14 protein-coding genes are annotated in these 16335 nt (G+C 67.1%); 10 read left to right on the top strand and 4 right to left on the bottom strand.

The features are described 5' to 3' along the window. Window positions 1–19: 19 nt before the first annotated feature. Genes meaB through scpA form a run of 3 tightly spaced genes read right to left on the bottom strand, consistent with a single transcriptional unit; the run spans window position 20 to window position 3796 of the window. A complete protein-coding gene (gene meaB, locus HTY51_RS06535; RefSeq protein ID WP_174251978.1) occupies window positions 20–1021 on the bottom strand; it encodes a methylmalonyl Co-A mutase-associated GTPase MeaB in 1002 nt (333 codons plus the stop codon). Then, window positions 1011–1619: a PIN domain-containing protein gene (locus tag HTY51_RS06530; RefSeq protein ID WP_174251977.1), complete on the bottom strand. Its 609-nt coding sequence runs from the start codon at window positions 1617–1619 to the stop codon at window positions 1011–1013. The genes meaB and HTY51_RS06530 overlap by 11 nt, the downstream gene beginning before the upstream one ends. A 17-nt stretch (window positions 1620–1636) precedes the next feature. After that, window positions 1637–3796 (bottom strand): methylmalonyl-CoA mutase, encoded by a 2160-nt coding sequence (gene scpA / locus HTY51_RS06525; protein ID WP_174251976.1) that lies wholly within the window; start codon window positions 3794–3796, stop codon window positions 1637–1639. A gap of 101 nt (window positions 3797–3897) precedes the next feature. On the opposite strand from scpA, the gene HTY51_RS06520 reads away from it, so the two are divergent. Then, window positions 3898–4533, top strand: a complete 636-nt coding sequence (locus HTY51_RS06520; protein WP_174251975.1) for a GntR family transcriptional regulator — start codon at window positions 3898–3900, stop codon at window positions 4531–4533. 46 nt (window positions 4534–4579) lie between these two features. Continuing rightward, window positions 4580–7171, top strand: coding sequence for an EAL domain-containing protein (locus HTY51_RS06515; protein WP_174251974.1), 2592 nt, complete (start codon window positions 4580–4582; stop codon window positions 7169–7171). Between the two features lie 39 nt (window positions 7172–7210). On the opposite strand, the gene dusA is transcribed toward HTY51_RS06515, so the two are convergent. Beyond that, window positions 7211–8203, bottom strand: a complete 993-nt coding sequence (gene dusA / locus HTY51_RS06510) for a tRNA dihydrouridine(20/20a) synthase DusA (RefSeq protein ID WP_174251973.1) — start codon at window positions 8201–8203, stop codon at window positions 7211–7213. Between the two features lie 96 nt (window positions 8204–8299). Here dusA and HTY51_RS06505 point away from each other — a divergent pair, with 96 nt between their 5' ends. Genes HTY51_RS06505 through HTY51_RS06470 form a run of 8 tightly spaced genes read left to right on the top strand, consistent with a single transcriptional unit; the run spans window position 8300 to window position 16313 of the window. Further along, window positions 8300–8572 carry a phosphopantetheine-binding protein gene (locus tag HTY51_RS06505; protein WP_174251972.1) on the top strand — a complete coding sequence of 91 codons (273 nt, stop codon included), beginning with the start codon at window positions 8300–8302 and terminating at the stop codon, window positions 8570–8572. 22 nt (window positions 8573–8594) lie between these two features. Next, on the top strand, window positions 8595–9122 hold the full coding sequence (locus HTY51_RS06500; protein ID WP_174251971.1) for a hypothetical protein: 528 nt from the start codon (window positions 8595–8597) through the stop codon (window positions 9120–9122). A gap of 8 nt (window positions 9123–9130) precedes the next feature. Then, window positions 9131–11311 (top strand): polysaccharide deacetylase family protein, encoded by a 2181-nt coding sequence (locus HTY51_RS18840; protein ID WP_217448250.1) that lies wholly within the window; start codon window positions 9131–9133, stop codon window positions 11309–11311. Between the two features lie 47 nt (window positions 11312–11358). After that, window positions 11359–12111 (top strand): bifunctional 2-polyprenyl-6-hydroxyphenol methylase/3-demethylubiquinol 3-O-methyltransferase UbiG, encoded by a 753-nt coding sequence (locus tag HTY51_RS06490; RefSeq protein ID WP_174251970.1) that lies wholly within the window; start codon window positions 11359–11361, stop codon window positions 12109–12111. Then, a complete protein-coding gene (locus HTY51_RS06485) occupies window positions 12112–12411 on the top strand; it encodes a 3-hydroxyacyl-ACP dehydratase FabZ family protein (protein ID WP_174251969.1) in 300 nt (99 codons plus the stop codon). Beyond that, complete coding sequence (locus HTY51_RS06480; RefSeq protein ID WP_174251968.1) at window positions 12408–13352, top strand: acyl-CoA synthetase; 945 nt, start codon at window positions 12408–12410, stop codon at window positions 13350–13352. Before HTY51_RS06485 ends, HTY51_RS06480 begins: the two co-directional genes overlap by 4 nt. After that, entirely contained in the window at window positions 13339–13938 is a 600-nt protein-coding gene (locus HTY51_RS06475; RefSeq protein WP_254607006.1) for an outer membrane lipoprotein carrier protein LolA, read from the top strand. Before HTY51_RS06480 ends, HTY51_RS06475 begins: the two co-directional genes overlap by 14 nt. Next, window positions 13935–16313, top strand: a complete 2379-nt coding sequence (locus tag HTY51_RS06470) for an MMPL family transporter (protein ID WP_174251966.1) — start codon at window positions 13935–13937, stop codon at window positions 16311–16313. Before HTY51_RS06475 ends, HTY51_RS06470 begins: the two co-directional genes overlap by 4 nt. The last annotated feature ends 22 nt before the right edge of the window (window positions 16314–16335 follow it).

Here is a 16335-nt window from a genome sequence, read left to right as displayed (position 1 = left end):
CCTTCTTTGACTTGATCGCTTATGGTTTTTGCTCGTAGGCCTGCAGCAGCTGCCGCGCGGCGGTGGAGGCGGCCAGGCGGCCGGCCGTGACTTCGGCCCCCAATGCGGGAAGCAGCTTGCGCACCTGCGGGTGCGCACGGAAGGCTTGCCTGAGCCCCGACTCGATGCGCTCCCACATCCAGGCCTGGGCCTGGCCCTCGCGCCGCGCCGCCAGCTTGCCGCTGGCAGTCTGCAGCGCGCGGAACTGCGTCACCGCGGCCCAGAAGCTGTCCACGCCCTGGCCCAGCAGGGCACTGAGCTGGACCACCTTCGGGTGCCAGATCTTTTCGTCATGGTGTGCATGCTCGGGGTTGCCATGCAGGCCGAGCAGCCGCAGGGAGGAAGTGATCTGCGCCTGCGCGCGGGTAGCGGCTGCCGCGTCGATGTCGGCCTTGTTGATCACCACCAGGTCGGCCAGCTCCATTACCCCCTTCTTGATGGCCTGCAGGTCGTCCCCGGCATTGGGCAATTGCATCAGGCAGAACATGTCGGTCATGCTGGCCACCGCCGTCTCGCTCTGGCCCACGCCCACGGTCTCGATGATGACGATGTCGTACCCGGCAGCCTCGCAGACCAGCATGGCCTCGCGCGTCTTCTCGGCCACGCCACCCAGGGTGCCGCTGGAGGGACTGGGGCGGATGTAGGCCTTTTCGTGTACGGAGAGTTTCTCCATGCGGGTCTTGTCGCCGAGGATGGAGCCACCGGACACGCTGGACGAAGGATCGACGGCCAACACCGCGACACGGTGCCCATGGCCGATGAGGTACAGCCCCAACGCCTCGATGAAGGTGGACTTGCCCACGCCGGGCACGCCGCTGATGCCCAGACGAAAGGCCCCGCCGGTGTGCGGCAGCAGGGCCGTCAGCAGCTCGTCGCCCTGGGCGCGGTGATCGGCCCGTGTGGATTCCAGCAGCGTGATGGCCTTGGCCATGGCACGGCGCTGCTGGGCCGGTGTTCCCTGCAGGATAGCGTCAAGCAGCATTCAGGGATTCCAAATATTCGACCTTTTGTCCTGCAAGCTTGATATGGCCCTGCTTAACCAAGCCCTCGATAACTACTTTGATCGTTTCTTCGTCAAGACGATCTGCAAAAGCAACTTTCTTCAAGCTATTTGCCAGCGTCTTTTGACTAGCAGGACGATTGCCGGCCCGCTCCCTCAACCACTCTATTGCCGCTGAGATTTGCTCGCTCGGAGTCTTCGCCAGTGCACGCTTGAAAAGGGGGATCGACTCCAACGAAGGAGATTTAGAGCAAAAGATATCGCGAGATTTCAAATGCTCCAGCAGCGAGTCATAGTCACGATCCTTAGCCACGATATGGAAGAACGCCCCAGGAAACTGCTGCGACAACTCACCAAGATAGAACGCAAGATGCATATCCAAAGCGTCCGGGCCTTGCTTATGGACCTTCACATACTTAGCACGATCACCCAACTCCTGCATCGGGATGACGGTACTTGTCGCAAGTCGAACTTGATGGGGTCCGATAAACACACGGATATGAATATCCTCAAGAGCAAGAGCCGGCAACAGGTCAGGCTGCACATTCTCGAAATCAACCAGAATGACTTGCGTCCTCATGCTTTACCTTAAGTCGCTCAAGCCTTCGAGGCTTTTTTGATCTGCTCCAGCACATCCTTGGCGCTGGCCGGGATCGGCGTGCCTGGGCCGTAGATGCCCTTGACGCCCGCCTCGTAGAGGAAGTCATAGTCCTGGCGTGGGATCACGCCGCCAACGAAGACGATGATGTCGTCCGCACCCTGCTTCTTGAGCTCGGCGATGATGGCCGGCACCAGGGTCTTGTGGCCGGCGGCCAGGGTGGAAACACCCACGGCGTGGACGTCGTTTTCGATGGCCTGGCGCGCGCACTCTTCGGGAGTCTGGAACAGCGGGCCCATGTCCACGTCGAAGCCCAGGTCGGCAAAGGCCGTGGCCACCACCTTGGCGCCGCGGTCGTGGCCGTCCTGGCCCAGCTTGGAGATCATCACGCGCGGGCGGCGGCCATGCTGCTCGCCGAAGGCGGCAATCTCCTTCTTCAGGGTTTCCCAGCCCTCGGCCGAGTCGTAGGCAGCTGCGTACACACCGGTCACCTTTTGTGTATCGGCGCGATGGCGCCCGAAAACCTTCTCCAGCGCATCACTGACTTCGCCCACCGTGGCGCGTAGCCGGATGGCCCGGATGCTCAGGTCGAGCAGGTTACCACTGCCGGACTCGGCGGCGACGGTCAGCGCATCGAGCGCGGCCTGCACCGCCTTGCCGTCGCGCTTGGCGCGGATGGCCTGCAGGCGGGCGATCTGACCATCGCGCACCTTGACGTTGTCGACCTCCAGGATGTCGATCGGATCTTCCTGCTTGAGCTTGTACTTGTTGACGCCGACGATCACGTCACGGCCAGAGTCGATGCGCGCCTGCTTCTCCGCGGCCGCGGCCTCGATCTTGAGCTTGGCCCAGCCGCTGTCCACGGCCTTGGTCATGCCACCCATGGCGTCGACTTCCTCGATGATGGTCCAGGCGGCATCCGCCATGTCCTGGGTGAGCTTTTCCATCATGTAGCTGCCGGCCCAGGGGTCGATCACGCTGGTGATGTGGGTCTCTTCCTGGATGATGAGCTGGGTGTTGCGCGCGATGCGCGAACTGAACTCGGTGGGCAGGGCGATGGCCTCATCAAAACTGTTGGTATGCAGGCTCTGCGTGCCGCCGAAGACCGCAGCCATGGCCTCGATGGTGGTGCGCACCACATTGTTGTAGGGGTCCTGCTCGGTCAGGCTCCAGCCGCTGGTCTGGCTGTGCGTGCGCAGCATCAGGCTCTTCGGTGCCTTGGCGTTGAAGCCCTTCATGATGCGGCACCAGAGCAGGCGCGCGGCGCGCATCTTGGCAATCTCCAGGTAGAAGTTCATGCCGACCGCCCAGAAGAAGGACAGGCGACCGGCGAAGTCGTCCACGTCCATGCCCTTGGCGATCGCCGTCTTCACATACTCCTTGCCATCGGCCAGGGTGAAGGCCAGTTCCAGCGCCTGGTTGGCGCCGGCTTCCTGCATGTGGTAACCCGAGATCGAGATCGAGTTGAACTTCGGCATGTGCTTGGCCGTGTACTCGATGATGTCGCCGATGATGCGCATGCTCGGCTCGGGCGGGTAGATGTAGGTGTTGCGGACCATGAACTCCTTGAGGATGTCGTTCTGTATGGTTCCGCTCAATTGGTCCTGCTTCACGCCCTGCTCTTCCGCCGCCACCACATAACCCGCCAGCACCGGCAGCACGGCCCCGTTCATGGTCATGGAGACGCTGACCTTGTCCAGCGGAATCTCGCTGAACAGGATCTTCATGTCTTCCACCGAGTCGATGGCCACACCGGCCTTGCCCACGTCGCCCGTGACACGCGGATGGTCGCTGTCGTAGCCGCGGTGCGTGGCCAGGTCAAAGGCTACGCTCACGCCCTGCCCGCCGGCTGCCAGGGCCTTGCGGTAGAAAGCGTTGGATTCTTCGGCCGTGGAAAAACCGGCGTACTGTCGGATGGTCCAGGGCCGCACGGCGTACATGGTGGCCTGGGGGCCGCGCAGATAGGGCTCGAAACCCGGCAGCGTGTCGGCGTGCGGCAGGTTTTGCGTGTCGGCTGCGGTGTACAGCGGCTTGACCGTGATGCCGTCGGGCGTGAGCCAGTTCAGGGCATCGACATCGCCGCCGGGAGCGGACTTGGCGGCGGCTTTGTGCCAGGCCTCGAGGCTGGCATTCTGGAATTCAGTTTTTTTCTGGCTCATGGCAAAGCGGCGGCCCCAGGAGGCCCTTTAATTTGTTGCGCGGAGTTTACATCATTCATAATTATTGATGCAAAATATTCTTTGCACCTACAATCCCGTCCATGTCCGCCGTTTCCCTCTCCCCCCGCGCACTTTACGAAGAAGTGGCCGAGTTGTTGCGCCAGCGCATTTTCAGCCGAGAGCTGGAGCCCGGCAGCTGGATCGACGAACTGAAGATTGCCGAAGACTACGGCATCAGCCGCACCCCCCTGCGCGAGGCGCTCAAGGTCCTGGCCGCCGAAGGCCTGGTGACCATGAAGGTGCGCCGCGGCGCCTACGTCACCGAGGTCAATGAAAAGGACCTGGTGGACATCTACCACCTGCTGGGCCTGCTGGAATCCGACGCGACCGGCGTGGTGGCCCAGCACGCCACAGACGAGCAGTTGCGCGAACTGCACAGCCTGCACGAGGCACTGGAAGCCAGCACCCAGGACCGGGATCGTTTCTTCGAGATCAACGAACGCTTCCACATGCGCCTGCTGGAGATCGCCGACAACCGCTGGCGCAACCAGATGGTGGCCGACCTGCGCAAGGTCATGAAGCTCAACCGGCACCACTCCCTGCTCAAGTCCGGTCGCATCGAGGAATCGCTGGCCGAACACCGCGCCGTCATGACCGCGCTGCAGGCACGCGATGCCGCGGCCGCCACGCAAAGGATGCTGGAACACTTCCGCAACGGACTGGAAGCGGCAACCTGAGACTTTTGCACTGGCCGCCCGGCCTGAATTGCCCTATCCTGAGTTCATGGCCCCAACGCCCGGCGACACCTTCGAACCCGGCATCCAGCAGACCTTGCTGGAGTACCAGGCCATTCTGGAAAACGCCTCGGTCGGCATCCTGTTCACGCGTGACCGCAAGGTCCTGCACTGCAACCCGCGTTCCTCCGAGATCTACGGCTGGCCGCACGGTGAACTGGTGGGCCAGCCGGGTTTCGTCTTTTATCCCAGCCAGGAAGCCTATGAAGCCATGGGCCGCCAGGCCGGCCCGCTGCTGGCACGCGGCGAACTGCTGGACGTGGAACAGCCCATGCGCCGCAAGGATGGCAGCCAGGTCTACTGCCACATGCGGGCCAAGGCCATCAACCCGGCCAACACGGCCGAGGGCACGATCTGGATCATCGAGGACATCAGCGAACGCAAGCGCGAGCAGGCCAGCCTGGACGAACTGCTGCAACGCCAGCAGGCCATCCTGGAAAACGCCTCGGTGGGCATCCTCTTCACGCGCAACGGCCAGATCGTGCACTGCAACCCGCGCATGGAAGCCATCTACGGCTGGGCCCCGGGCAGCCTGATCGGCGAGTACGCACGGGCCTTTTTTGCCGACGACGAGGACTACCGGGCCTTTGGCGCCGCCGTGGGCCCCATGCTCGCGCGCGGCGAACTGGTCGACATCGCCTGGCGCCATGCCCGCCGCAGCGATGGCGTCATGATCTGGAGCCGGCACCTGGCCAAGGCCCAGCCCAACCAGGACGGCAGCCAGGGCGCGATCTGGATCAGCGAGGACATCAGCGCGCAAAAGTCTGCGCAGCAAGCCCTGGCCGAGGCGCGCGATGAACTCGAACGCCGGGTCGAGGAGCGCACCCAGGAACTGGCCCGGATGAACGCGCAACTCCAGCATGAAATCCTTGAACGCGCCGCCGCCGAGCAGCACCTGCGCGCCGAGGAAGCGCGCTTTCGCGACCTGTCGGAAATGTCCTCCGACTGGTTCTGGGAAATGGATGCCAAGCTGTGCTTCACGGAGATATCCGGGGGTCACCTTACCGCCCCTCCCAGCAAGGAAGGCAGCGGATTGGGCAAACACCGCTGGGACCTGCCCATCGTGGGGGTGACACCGGAACAGTGGGCCGAGCACCGCCGCGTACTCGACGCGCGCCTGCCCTTCAAGGATTTTGTCTACCAGTTGCGGAACCGCGCAGGCGAACTGCGCTGGTGCGTGATCAACGGCAAGCCGGTGTTCGAGGACGGCGTCTTCAAAGGCTACCGCGGCACCGGTTCGGACATCACGCAGCGCAAGCAGGCCGAGCAGAAAGTCGAGTTCCTGGCCTACCACGATCCGCTGACCGGCCTGCCCAATCGACTGCTGCTCGAAGACCGGCTGCAGCAGGCCATCACCCAGGCCGAGCGCAGCCGCAGCGGCCTGGCCCTGGTCTTCCTGGACCTGGACAACTTCAAGAAGATCAACGACTCGCTGGGCCACGCCACCGGGGACGCCCTGCTCAAGGAAGTCGCGGCACGGCTCAAGCATTGCGTGCGCGACAGCGACACCATCAGCCGCCAGGGGGGCGACGAGTTCGTGCTCATCCTGCGCGAGCAGCACGGCACCGAGAGCTGCCTGCCGGTGCTGGCCAAGATCATGGAAACCCTGCAGGAACCCTTCTTTTCAGATGGCAACGAGCTCTCCACCTCGGCCTCGATCGGGGTGGCGCTGTACCCGCAGGACGGCAGCGACTTCGACATCCTGCGCAAGAAGGCCGACATGGCCATGTACCGCGCCAAGGAAGCGGGCCGCAACACCTATCGCTTCTTCGACGAAGCCATGGACGAGGAGGCGGTGGAACACCTGCTGATGCGCAGCGGCCTGCGCCGCGCGCTGGAACGCGGCGAGTTCGTGCTGCACTACCAGCCGCAGATCGAACTGGGCAGCGGCCGGGTCATCGGCGTCGAAGCCCTGCTGCGCTGGGAACACCCGGAGTTCGGCCTGGTCGCGCCGGGCCGCTTCGTGCCGGTGGCCGAGGACAGCGGCCTGATCGTTCCCATCGGCGCCTGGGTGATCCAGGAAGCCTGCCGCCAGGCCCGGGCCTGGCAGCGCGCCGGCTTGCCCGCCATGATAATGGCGGTCAACCTCTCGGCCGTGCAGTTCCAGCGCGGCAGCATCGAGGATACCGTGGTGCAGGCGCTGGCCGGCACGGGCCTGGACCCGTCATGGCTGGAGCTCGAACTGACCGAATCCACCCTGATCCAGGACGTCGAGCAGGTCATGGCCACGGTCCGTCGCCTCAAGCAGCTGGGCGTGAAGCTGGCCATCGACGACTTCGGCACCGGCTACTCCAGCCTGTCCTATCTGAAGCGCTTCGACATCGACAAGCTCAAGATCGACCAGAGTTTCATCCGCGACCTGGCCAGCGACCCGGACGATGCAGCCATCGTGCGCGCCATCATCCAGATGGCGCGCAGCCTGGACCTGCTCACCATCGCCGAGGGCGTGGAATCACCGGACCTGCTGCGACAGCTGCAAAGCTTCGGCTGCGACGAAGCCCAGGGTTACCATTTCGCCCGCCCCATGCCGGCCGCGGAGCTCGAACGCTACCTGGCCAGCCGCAAGAACGGCCTGCACTGACCCCGCTGCCGCACGGCAGGCAAGCGCGCGCGACGCGCCTTATGCAGAGGCACCCTGGTGCGCCAGCGCCATCACCTCGCGCGGATCGCGCGGCTTGAGCTTGTGGTCGCTCCAGACCTGGCGCCAGCGCCGCGCGCCCGGCAGGCCGTGGCGCAGGCCCAGCATGTGGCGCGCAATCGCGTACCAGGGGCAACCGTCCTCGGCTGCGGCGCGCAGCATGTAGTCCACCATCTGCTGCTCCACCGTCTCGCGCGTTTGCGTCGCGGGTGCCGCACCGTGATACTTTTCATCCCAGGAGGCCAGCCACCAGGGGTTGTGGTAGGCCTCGCGCCCGATCATCACACCGTCGAGCAGGCGCAATTCCCGCGACACCTGCTCGTCGGCGGTGAGGCCACCGTTGATGACGATATTCAGCTGCGGAAAGTCGTGTTTGAGCCGGTGCACCAGCTCGTAGCGCAGCGGCGGGATCTCGCGGTTTTCCTTCGGGGACAGGCCCTGCAGCCATGCATTGCGCGCATGCACGATGAAGGTGGCGCAGCCGGCCTCGGCCACAGTCCCGACGAAATCGCGCACGAAGTCGTAGCTCTCGGTCCGGTCGATGCCGATGCGGTGTTTCACCGTCACAGGCACGGACACCGCGTCCACCATGGCCTTGACCCCCTCGGCCACCAGCCTGGGCTCGGCCATCAGGCAGGCACCGAAGGCGCCGCGCTGCACCCGCTCGCTGGGGCAGCCGCAGTTCAGGTTGATCTCGTCGTAACCCCACTGTTCGCCCAGCTTCGCGCAGCGGGCCAGCTCGGCCGGTTCGCTGCCGCCCAGTTGCAGAGCCACGGGGTGTTCCTCGGCGTTGAAGCGCAGGTGGCGCGCCACGTCGCCATGCAGCAGGGCACCGGTGGTGATCATCTCGGTGTAGAGCCGCGCGTGGCGGCTCAGGAGGCGGTGGAAATAACGGCAGTGGCGGTCGGTCCAGTCGATCATGGGCGCGACCGACAGGCGCCAGGGCCCGGGGGCGGCAGACTGGGGGATGGACATGCGCTGATTATCTCAGGCAGACCGGTAGAATGACGGGCTGTCCCGCAAGCACCTCTCGTGGCGCTGCCCACTCCCCCGCCTGTCACACGCCCTCTCATGAGCACCACCGACACCCAGACCGAATTCGAACGCGAGATCGCCGGCTTCATCGTCACCGCCCTGAACCTGGACGTCAGCCCCGAACAGATCGCGCCCCTGGACCCTCTTTATGGCGACGGCCTGGGCCTGGACTCGATCGACGTGCTGGAGATCGCCCTGGCCGTCTCCAAGCAATACGGCTTCCAGATGCGTTCGGACGACCCCGACAACGCCAACATCTTCAGCTCCCTGCGCAGCCTGGCCGCGCACATCGCCACCCACCGCGTCTGAAGACCGGCGGCACGCCCTCGCCATGAAGATCGGGCTGTGGCTCAAGCTGGCACTGGCAGCACTGGTGGTGCTGGGATACCCGCTGGGCATGCACTGGCTACTCACCGCCTCGACCTGGTCGCATGAGGCCCTGGCCTGGTTCAGCCTGTTGCAGAACGTGGGCATGCAGCTGCTGCTGGCCCTGTTCTTCGGCCTCACCCTGCGCACGGGACATGAGCCCCTGATCGCACGTTTTGCGCGCCGCATCCACGGCGCCGACTACAGCCCACGTATCGCACGCTACGCGCGCCAGGCCACCTGGGCCTGGACCCTGTTCTTCGTAGCCATGGTCCTGGTCCCCATCCTGCTCTTTGCCTGGACCCCGGTCGAGACCTTCTCCTTCTTCGTCAACGTGCTCTCGCTGCCCCTGCTGGGTCTGATGTTCGTGGCAGAGTACGCGGCACGCCGCTGGTGCCTGCGCGGCATCCCGCACGTGCCGCTCTCGCGCAGCTTTACCCTCTACCGCGAGGAGCGCAGCGCAGCCGACGCCCGCCCCGCATCCAAACCCTGACCCCTCCCATGCCCGCCCTGATCTCGCACCCCTCGCCCCAGGCCCTGATGGCCTGGTCCAAGGGCCGTGGCATCACGGCGCTGGACTACCTGGCGGCCGTGCGCCACATGGCGGCTCTGCTGCCCCCCGGCGCACCGGTGATCAACCTGTGCAGCCGACGCCACCACTTCGCCGTGATCCTGGGCGCCGCCCTGCTGCGCGGCGTGCCGCTGCTGCTGCCCTCCACCCGCACCCCCGAGATGCTGCAGCGCCTGGGCCAGCGTTACCCCGGCCTCCACGCCGTGGTGGACAACCCGGGCGACAGCGGCGGCCTGCCGCAGATCGTCTACGAGCGCGGCCCCATCCCCGCCGCCGATGCGCCCTTCGAGGTGCCCGACATAGCCGGGGAGCAGATCGCTGCCTACGTTTTCACCTCGGGCTCCACCGGCGAGCCCGTGGCGCACGCCAAACACTGGGGCCCGCTGGTGCAGAACGCACAGGGCGCCGGGCGCCGGGTGCGCGAATGGCTGGGCACGGACCAGCCCTTCACGGTCACCGGCACCGTGCCGCCCCAGCACATGTACGGCTTCGAATCCACGGTGCTGCTGCCCCTGCTCAACGCGAGTCTGATCGACGCCAGCCATCCTTTCTACCCGGCCGACATCGCCGCCGCGCTGCAGGACACGCCTGGCCCGCGGGTGCTGGTCAGCACACCCTTCCATCTGCGCACCCTGGTCGAAGCGAAGCTCGAAGTGCCGCCGCTGGGCCTGCTGCTGTGCGCCACCGCGCCGCTGGCGCCGCAATTGGCACGCCAGGCGGAAGAAACACTGGGTGCACCACTGCTGGAGATCTACGGCAGCACCGAAACCGGCCAGATCGCCGCGCGCCGTTGCGCCGCCGGTGATATCTGGCAGACCCTCGACGGCATCGAAGTACAGGCCGAGCCGGTGGTGGATGGCGAGCCGCGTTTCAGCGCGCATGGCGGCCATGTGGAAGGCGTGGTGCCGCTGGGCGACGTGCTGGAACTGCAATCCCCCACCCGCTTCGCCCTGCTGGGCCGCCACGCCGACATGGTCAACATCGCCGGCAAGCGCACCTCGCTGGCCTACCTGAACCATCAACTCAACAGCATCCCGGGGGTGGTGGATGCCGCCCTCTACTGGCCGCAGGACGCGACCCAGGACGCGCAGGGCCGCATCCAGCGCCCGGTGGCCTTCGTCGTGGCGCCCACACTGGACGAAGCCGCACTGCAGCACGCCATGCGCGAGCGCATCGACCCGGCCTTCCTGCCGCGCCCCATCCATTTCCTGCCGGCCATGCCACGCAACGCCACCGGCAAGCTGCCGCAGCAGGTGCTGGCCGGCCTGGCCACGCAGGTGGCCCAGGCCCGCAGCGCCGCCCGGGCCCACGCCACCGAATCCGCCCCCCCCGCCCGCTGGCAACGCCCTCCCTTCGTCCAGGCCACGCTGGGCCTGCATGCCCTGGCCGGGGTGGGCCTGCTCACGCCGGCCTGGCCCTGGAGCCTGGGCGCCCTGGCCGTCAACCATGCCTTGATTGCCGCCACCGGCCTGTGGCCGCGCAGCAGCTGGCTGGGCGCCAACCTGACCCACCTGTCGCGCCAGCGCCCGGAAGTCGCGATCACCATCGACGACGGCCCCGACCCCCAGGTCACACCGGCCGTGCTGGACCTGCTGGACGAACTGCAGGTCCAGGCCACCTTCTTCTGCATCGGCGACCACGTGCAGCGGCACCCGGCCCTGGCGCGCGAGATCGTGCGGCGCGGCCATGCCCTGGGCAACCACAGCCAGCATCACCGGCACCACTTTTCCCTCATGGGGCCGGCCCAGCTGCGCCGTGAAATCAGCAGCGCGCAAACCACGCTGGAAGACATCACCGGCGTACGCCCGCGTTTTTTCCGCGCCCCGGCCGGCCTGCGCAACATCTTCCTCGACCCGGTGCTGCACGAACTGGGCCTGCAACTGGCCAGCTGGACACGGCGCGGCTTCGACACCCGCACCGGTGATACGGGCCTGGTGCTGCGCCGCCTCACCCGCCAGCTCGGTGCCGGCGACATCCTGCTGCTGCACGACCACCACGCCGCCCTCAGCCCCGCCGGACGCCCCGTGCTGCTGGAGGTGCTGCCGCCCCTGCTGGCCGCCATCCGCGCGCGCGGGCTGCAACCGGTGCGGCTGGACGCGGCCTCGCGCTGAGCCGCCCCTTAAAATGCGCCACCCTGCTGCCTGAACCCTGCCGTTTGATGCCTTCCGTTCTCCTGCCACCTGAGCTGCTCGACCAAGCCACGGCGCCCTACCGCCCCCTGGGGCAGTTCGCCTGGCGTTTCGCCCGCGGCAAACTCAGCGGCGACCCGGCCTTTGCCGGACTGTTGCAGCGCGGCCTGATTCCGGCGAACGCACGCCTGCTCGACATCGGCTGCGGCCAGGGCCTTCTGGCGTCGCTGCTGGGCAGCCTCACGGGCCAGTCGCCGGCCGAAGGCGCCTGGCCCACCGGCTGGGCCGCGGCGCCCCACGGCGTGCAGGTGCACGGCATCGAACTGATGCCGCGCGACGTGGAGCGTGCCCGGACGGCGCTGGCGCACCTGGGCGAACGCGCCCGCTTCACGCTGGGCAATATGTGCACGGCGGATTTCGGCCAGGCCGATGTGGCGGTGATCCTCGACGTGCTGCACTACGTCGACTACCAGGCCCAGGAGGACGTGCTGCGCCGTGTGCAAGCCGCCCTGGCGCCCGGCGGCACCCTGCTGCTGCGGGTGGGCGATGCCTCGGCCGGCCTGCCCTTCCGGATCAGCAACTGGGTCGACGCCGTGGTCACCTTCGTGCGCGGCCACCGGCTCACACGCCTGTACTGTCGCCCGCTGGGCGACTGGCAAGCCCTGCTAGGCCAACTCGGTTTCAGCGTGGAGACCATCCCCATGCACCAGGGCACACCCTTCGCCAACATCCTGCTGGTGGCCCGGCTGGCGCCGCCCGCGGGCGGTGCGGAAAGACACTGAATGGCCACCCTGCCCCTGCCGGTGGCCACCGATCACCCCGCCTACGCCGGCCACTTCCCCGGCCACCCCATCCTGCCGGGGGTGGTCCTGCTCGACCGGGCGCAGCGCGCCGTCGAGCAGGCTTGCGGCATCGTCGTCACCGGCATCGCCATGGCCAAGTTCCTCAGCCCCGCCCTGCCCGGCGATGCCCTGGCGCTGGACTACGAGCCCGGCGCCTCTGCGGTGCGCTTCGAGATCCGCTGCGGTGAACGGCGCATCGCCAGCGGCCGCTTCACGCTGAGCACGGCCAGCCCGGTATGACATCCCCGTCCCCCCGCAGCACCGCCGAGACCGATACGCCGGCCTGGCTGCAGCGCAAGGAGCGCGGCAGCCTCGCCATGCTGCGCTTCATGACCTGGCTGTCGCTGACGCTGGGGCGCCGCCTGACCCGGCCCATCGTCTACGGCATCGCGCTCTATTTCCTGCTGGCCGTGCCTGCCGCGCGCGCGGCCTCGCGTGGCTACCTGTTGCGTGTGCTGGGCCGTCCCGCCGGCTGGCGCGACATGTACCGCCACATCCTGGCCTTTGCCAGCACCATCCATGACCGCGTCTACCTGCTCAACGACCGGCATGAACTGTTCGACATCCGCGTTTTTGGTGAAGAACTGTTGCCGGCGCCCGAGGACGCCTCGGGCGGCCTGCTGATCTTCGGTGCGCACCTGGGCAGCTTCGAGGTGTTGCGCGCGCTGGCCCGCAAGAACGCCAGGCACAAGGTCTGCGCCGCGATGTACCCGCAGAACGCCCGCCTGCTCAACAGCATGCTGGCCCGGGTCAACGCCCAGGTCGTGCTGGACATCATTCCCCTGGGCCGGCTCGACGCCATCTTCACGCTCAACGAGCGGGTCCAGGCCGGCGCCTGGGTGGCCCTGCTGGCCGACCGCGCCGTAGGGCCGGACACGCATCTGCAGGTGCCCCTGTTCGGCGAACCGGCCCCTTTTCCGCTGGGACCGTTCCGGCTGGCTGCCATCGTGCGCCGTCCGGTGTATTTCATGACGGGCCTGTACCGCGGTGGCAACCGTTACGACATCCACTTCGAGCGCCTCGCCGATTTCAGCCAGACATCCCCGGCCGACCGGGAGGCAACGCTGCGCACCGCCATCGGGCGTTATGCCCAGCTGATCGAGTTGCATTGCCGCCAGGCACCGTATAACTGGTTCAATTTTTATGACTTCTGGAAAGAGCCCAGCCGTGCGCCCCGCTGAAATCCGCCTGCGTCGTGGCCTGCTGGTGCTGCTGGGCACTGTGCTGCTGGCCGGCACCTCCGTCAGCCAGGCTGCGGAATGGCAGTTGGGCGAGCTGATGCAGCTGCTGGCCCAGACGAAAAACGGCCAGGCCCGTTTTGTCGAGCGCAAGTACATCGCCATGCTGGACAGGCCGGTGGAGTCCTCGGGTGAACTGTCCTTCACCGCGCCGGACCGCATGGAGATGCGCACGCTCAAGCCGAAAAAGCAGGCCATGCTGCTGGACGGCAACCGCCTCACCCTGGAGCAGGACGGCCGTCAGAAGACCGTGAGCCTGCAGTCCTACCCCGAGGTGGCGGCCTTCGTCGAAGGCATACGCGGCACCCTGGTGGGCGACCGCCAGGCCCTCGAGAAAGTCTACAAGGTGCACCTGATCGGCACCCCGGCCCGCTGGCAGCTCATGCTGGTGCCGCGCGATGCCGGCATGGGCCGCATCATCAGCCGCATCCGCATCGGGGGCAGCCAGGGCGAGGTGACGCAGGTGGCCTATGACCACGCTGATGGCGACCGCTCCGAAATGCAGATCACCCCGGTGACCCGGCCATGAGCTTCTGGCGCCGTCACCTGCCCACCCTGCTCTGGCTGGTCACCCTGCTGGCCTGCGCGATCGTGATCGCCCGCACGACCTTCGTGGCCGATCTCTCGGCCTTCATGCCGCGCGCGCCCAGCGAACGCCAGCAGATGCTGATGGACCAGTTCAAGGACGGCATCATTGCGCGCCTGATCGTGGTCGGCATCGAAGGTGGCGACGCCACCGAGCGGGCCCGGCTGTCGAAGGCGCTTTCCGCGGCCCTGCGCCAGCAGCCGGATTTCATCGGCGTGCAGAACGGCAGCGCCACCGACCTGGCGCTGGACCGCGCCTACGTTTTCGACAACCGCTACCTGCTCAGCCCCGCCGTGGACGCGACACGCTACACGGAAGACGGCCTGCGGCGCGCCATCGGCGCCACGGTGGACGACCTCTCGGGCAGCGCCGGCATGCTGCTCAAGCAGCTGCTGCCGCGCGACCCGACCGGCGAGACCCGGGAACTGCTGGCCCAGTTCGAGGGCAGCGAACAGCCGCCCAGCACCGAAGGCGTCTGGTCCACCCGCGACGGCGCGCGCGCCCTGCTGCTGCTGCAGACCCGGGCCGAAGGCTCGGACATCGATGCACAGGCCCGCACACTCGAGACGGTGCGCAGCGCCTTTGCCGCCATCCCGGATCGCCAGGCCGACACCCGGCTGCTGATGACGGGCACCAGCGTGTTCTCGGTGTCCTCCCGCGCCCTGATAGAAAGCGAAGTGCACCGCCTCGCCTTCGCCAGCCTGGTGCTGGTCGTCGGCCTGCTGCTGCTGGTCTACCGCTCCATCCTGCTGCTGGGCCTGAGCCTGCTGCCCATGCTGACCGGCACATTGGCGGGCATCACGGCGGTGAGCCTGGGTTTCGGGCAGGTGCACGGCATCACGCTGGGTTTTGGCACCACGATGATCGGCGAGGCGGTCGACTACGCCATCTATCTTTTTGTGCAACGACCGGCCACACCCCAGCAGGCACGCCTGTTCTGGCGCACGCTCTGGCTGGGCCTGCTGACCTCGATCGCGGGTTTCCTGGCGCTGCTGGGCTCGGGTTTCCCGGGCCTGGCGCAACTCGGGCTGTATTCCACCGTGGGCCTGGTGGCTGCCGTGCTGGTCACGCGCTTTGTGCTGCCCCGGCTCATGCCACAACACCTGCCAGCGCCGGACCTGCCGCGCACCGGCGACCTGCTGCTGGGCCTGCTGCGGCAGGCACCGCGGCTGCGCTGGCTGCTGCTGGCGCTGATGCTGGGCATGCTGCTGGTGGTGGGCCTGCATACGGACCGCATCTGGAACCGCAGCATCTCCGCGCTCAATCCGGTGACCCAGGCCGACCAGCAGCTGCACGAGGAACTGCGTCGCGACCTGGGCGCCTCGGACCTGCGTTACCTGGCCGTACTGACAGCGGCGAACCCCGAACAGGCCCTGCAGCAGGCCGAGCGCGCCGGCAGCGTGCTGCAGGCCCTGAGCCGGGACGGCGTGCTCGCCGGCTACAGCTCACCGGCCCAGGTGCTGCCCAGCCTGTCCAGCCAGCAGGCCCGCCAGGCCGCGCTGCCGGAACCCGCGCCCTTGCGCCAGCGCCTGGAGGCTGCACTGAAGGACCTCCCCCTGCGGCCCGAGCGCCTGCAAGGTTTCCTGGCCGATGTGGAAAACAGCCGAACCCGGCCCCTGCTCACGCGCAACGATCTGGACGGCACCGCCTCGGCCCTGCTGTACGACTCGCTGCTGATCCCGCGCGGGCGCGACGTCCTGCTGCTGATGCCGCTGCGTGCACGTAGCGTTGATGCGGTGGAGCAGGACATCGCCATCGAGCGCGTCGATGCGGCCTTGAAAGCCGGCGGCGTGGCCAACATCACCGTGATCGACCTGCTGGCCGAGACCAACGCCCTGTTCGACAGCTATTTGCAGGAAGCCCTGGTGTTTTCCGGCCTGGGCTGCCTGGCCATCCTGGCCCTGCTGCTGCTGACGCTGCGCTCCGTCAAGCGCGCGCTGCGCGTGGCCCTGCCGCTGGTCTGCGCCGTGGTCTGCGTGACCGGCACCCTGCTGCTGGGCGGCACCTCGCTGACCATCCTGCACCTGGTCGGCCTGCTGCTGGTGGTGGCGATCGGTTCGAACTACGCCCTGTTCTTCGACAGCGCGAACACCGGCCACAGCGCGCAGGAACAACGCCAGACCACCCTCTCCCTGGTGACGGCCAACCTCACCATCGTGACCAGCTTCGGCATGCTGGCCCTGTCCAGCGTCCCGGTGCTGGCCATCCTGGGCACGACCGTGGGCCTGGGCACGGTGCTGGCCCTGGTGTTTTCAGCGGTGCTGGCCCGCCCGCAGCCCGGCACGGAACAGGCCCGCCCGGTAAAATCGCCTGCCTGATCCCGGCTCTCCCGCCCCTCCC

This window comes from Rhodoferax sp. BAB1, assembly GCF_013334205.1.
Taxonomy (GTDB): Bacteria; Pseudomonadota; Gammaproteobacteria; order Burkholderiales; family Burkholderiaceae_C; genus Hylemonella.
This window is presented reverse-complemented; position numbering and strand designations above follow the sequence as displayed.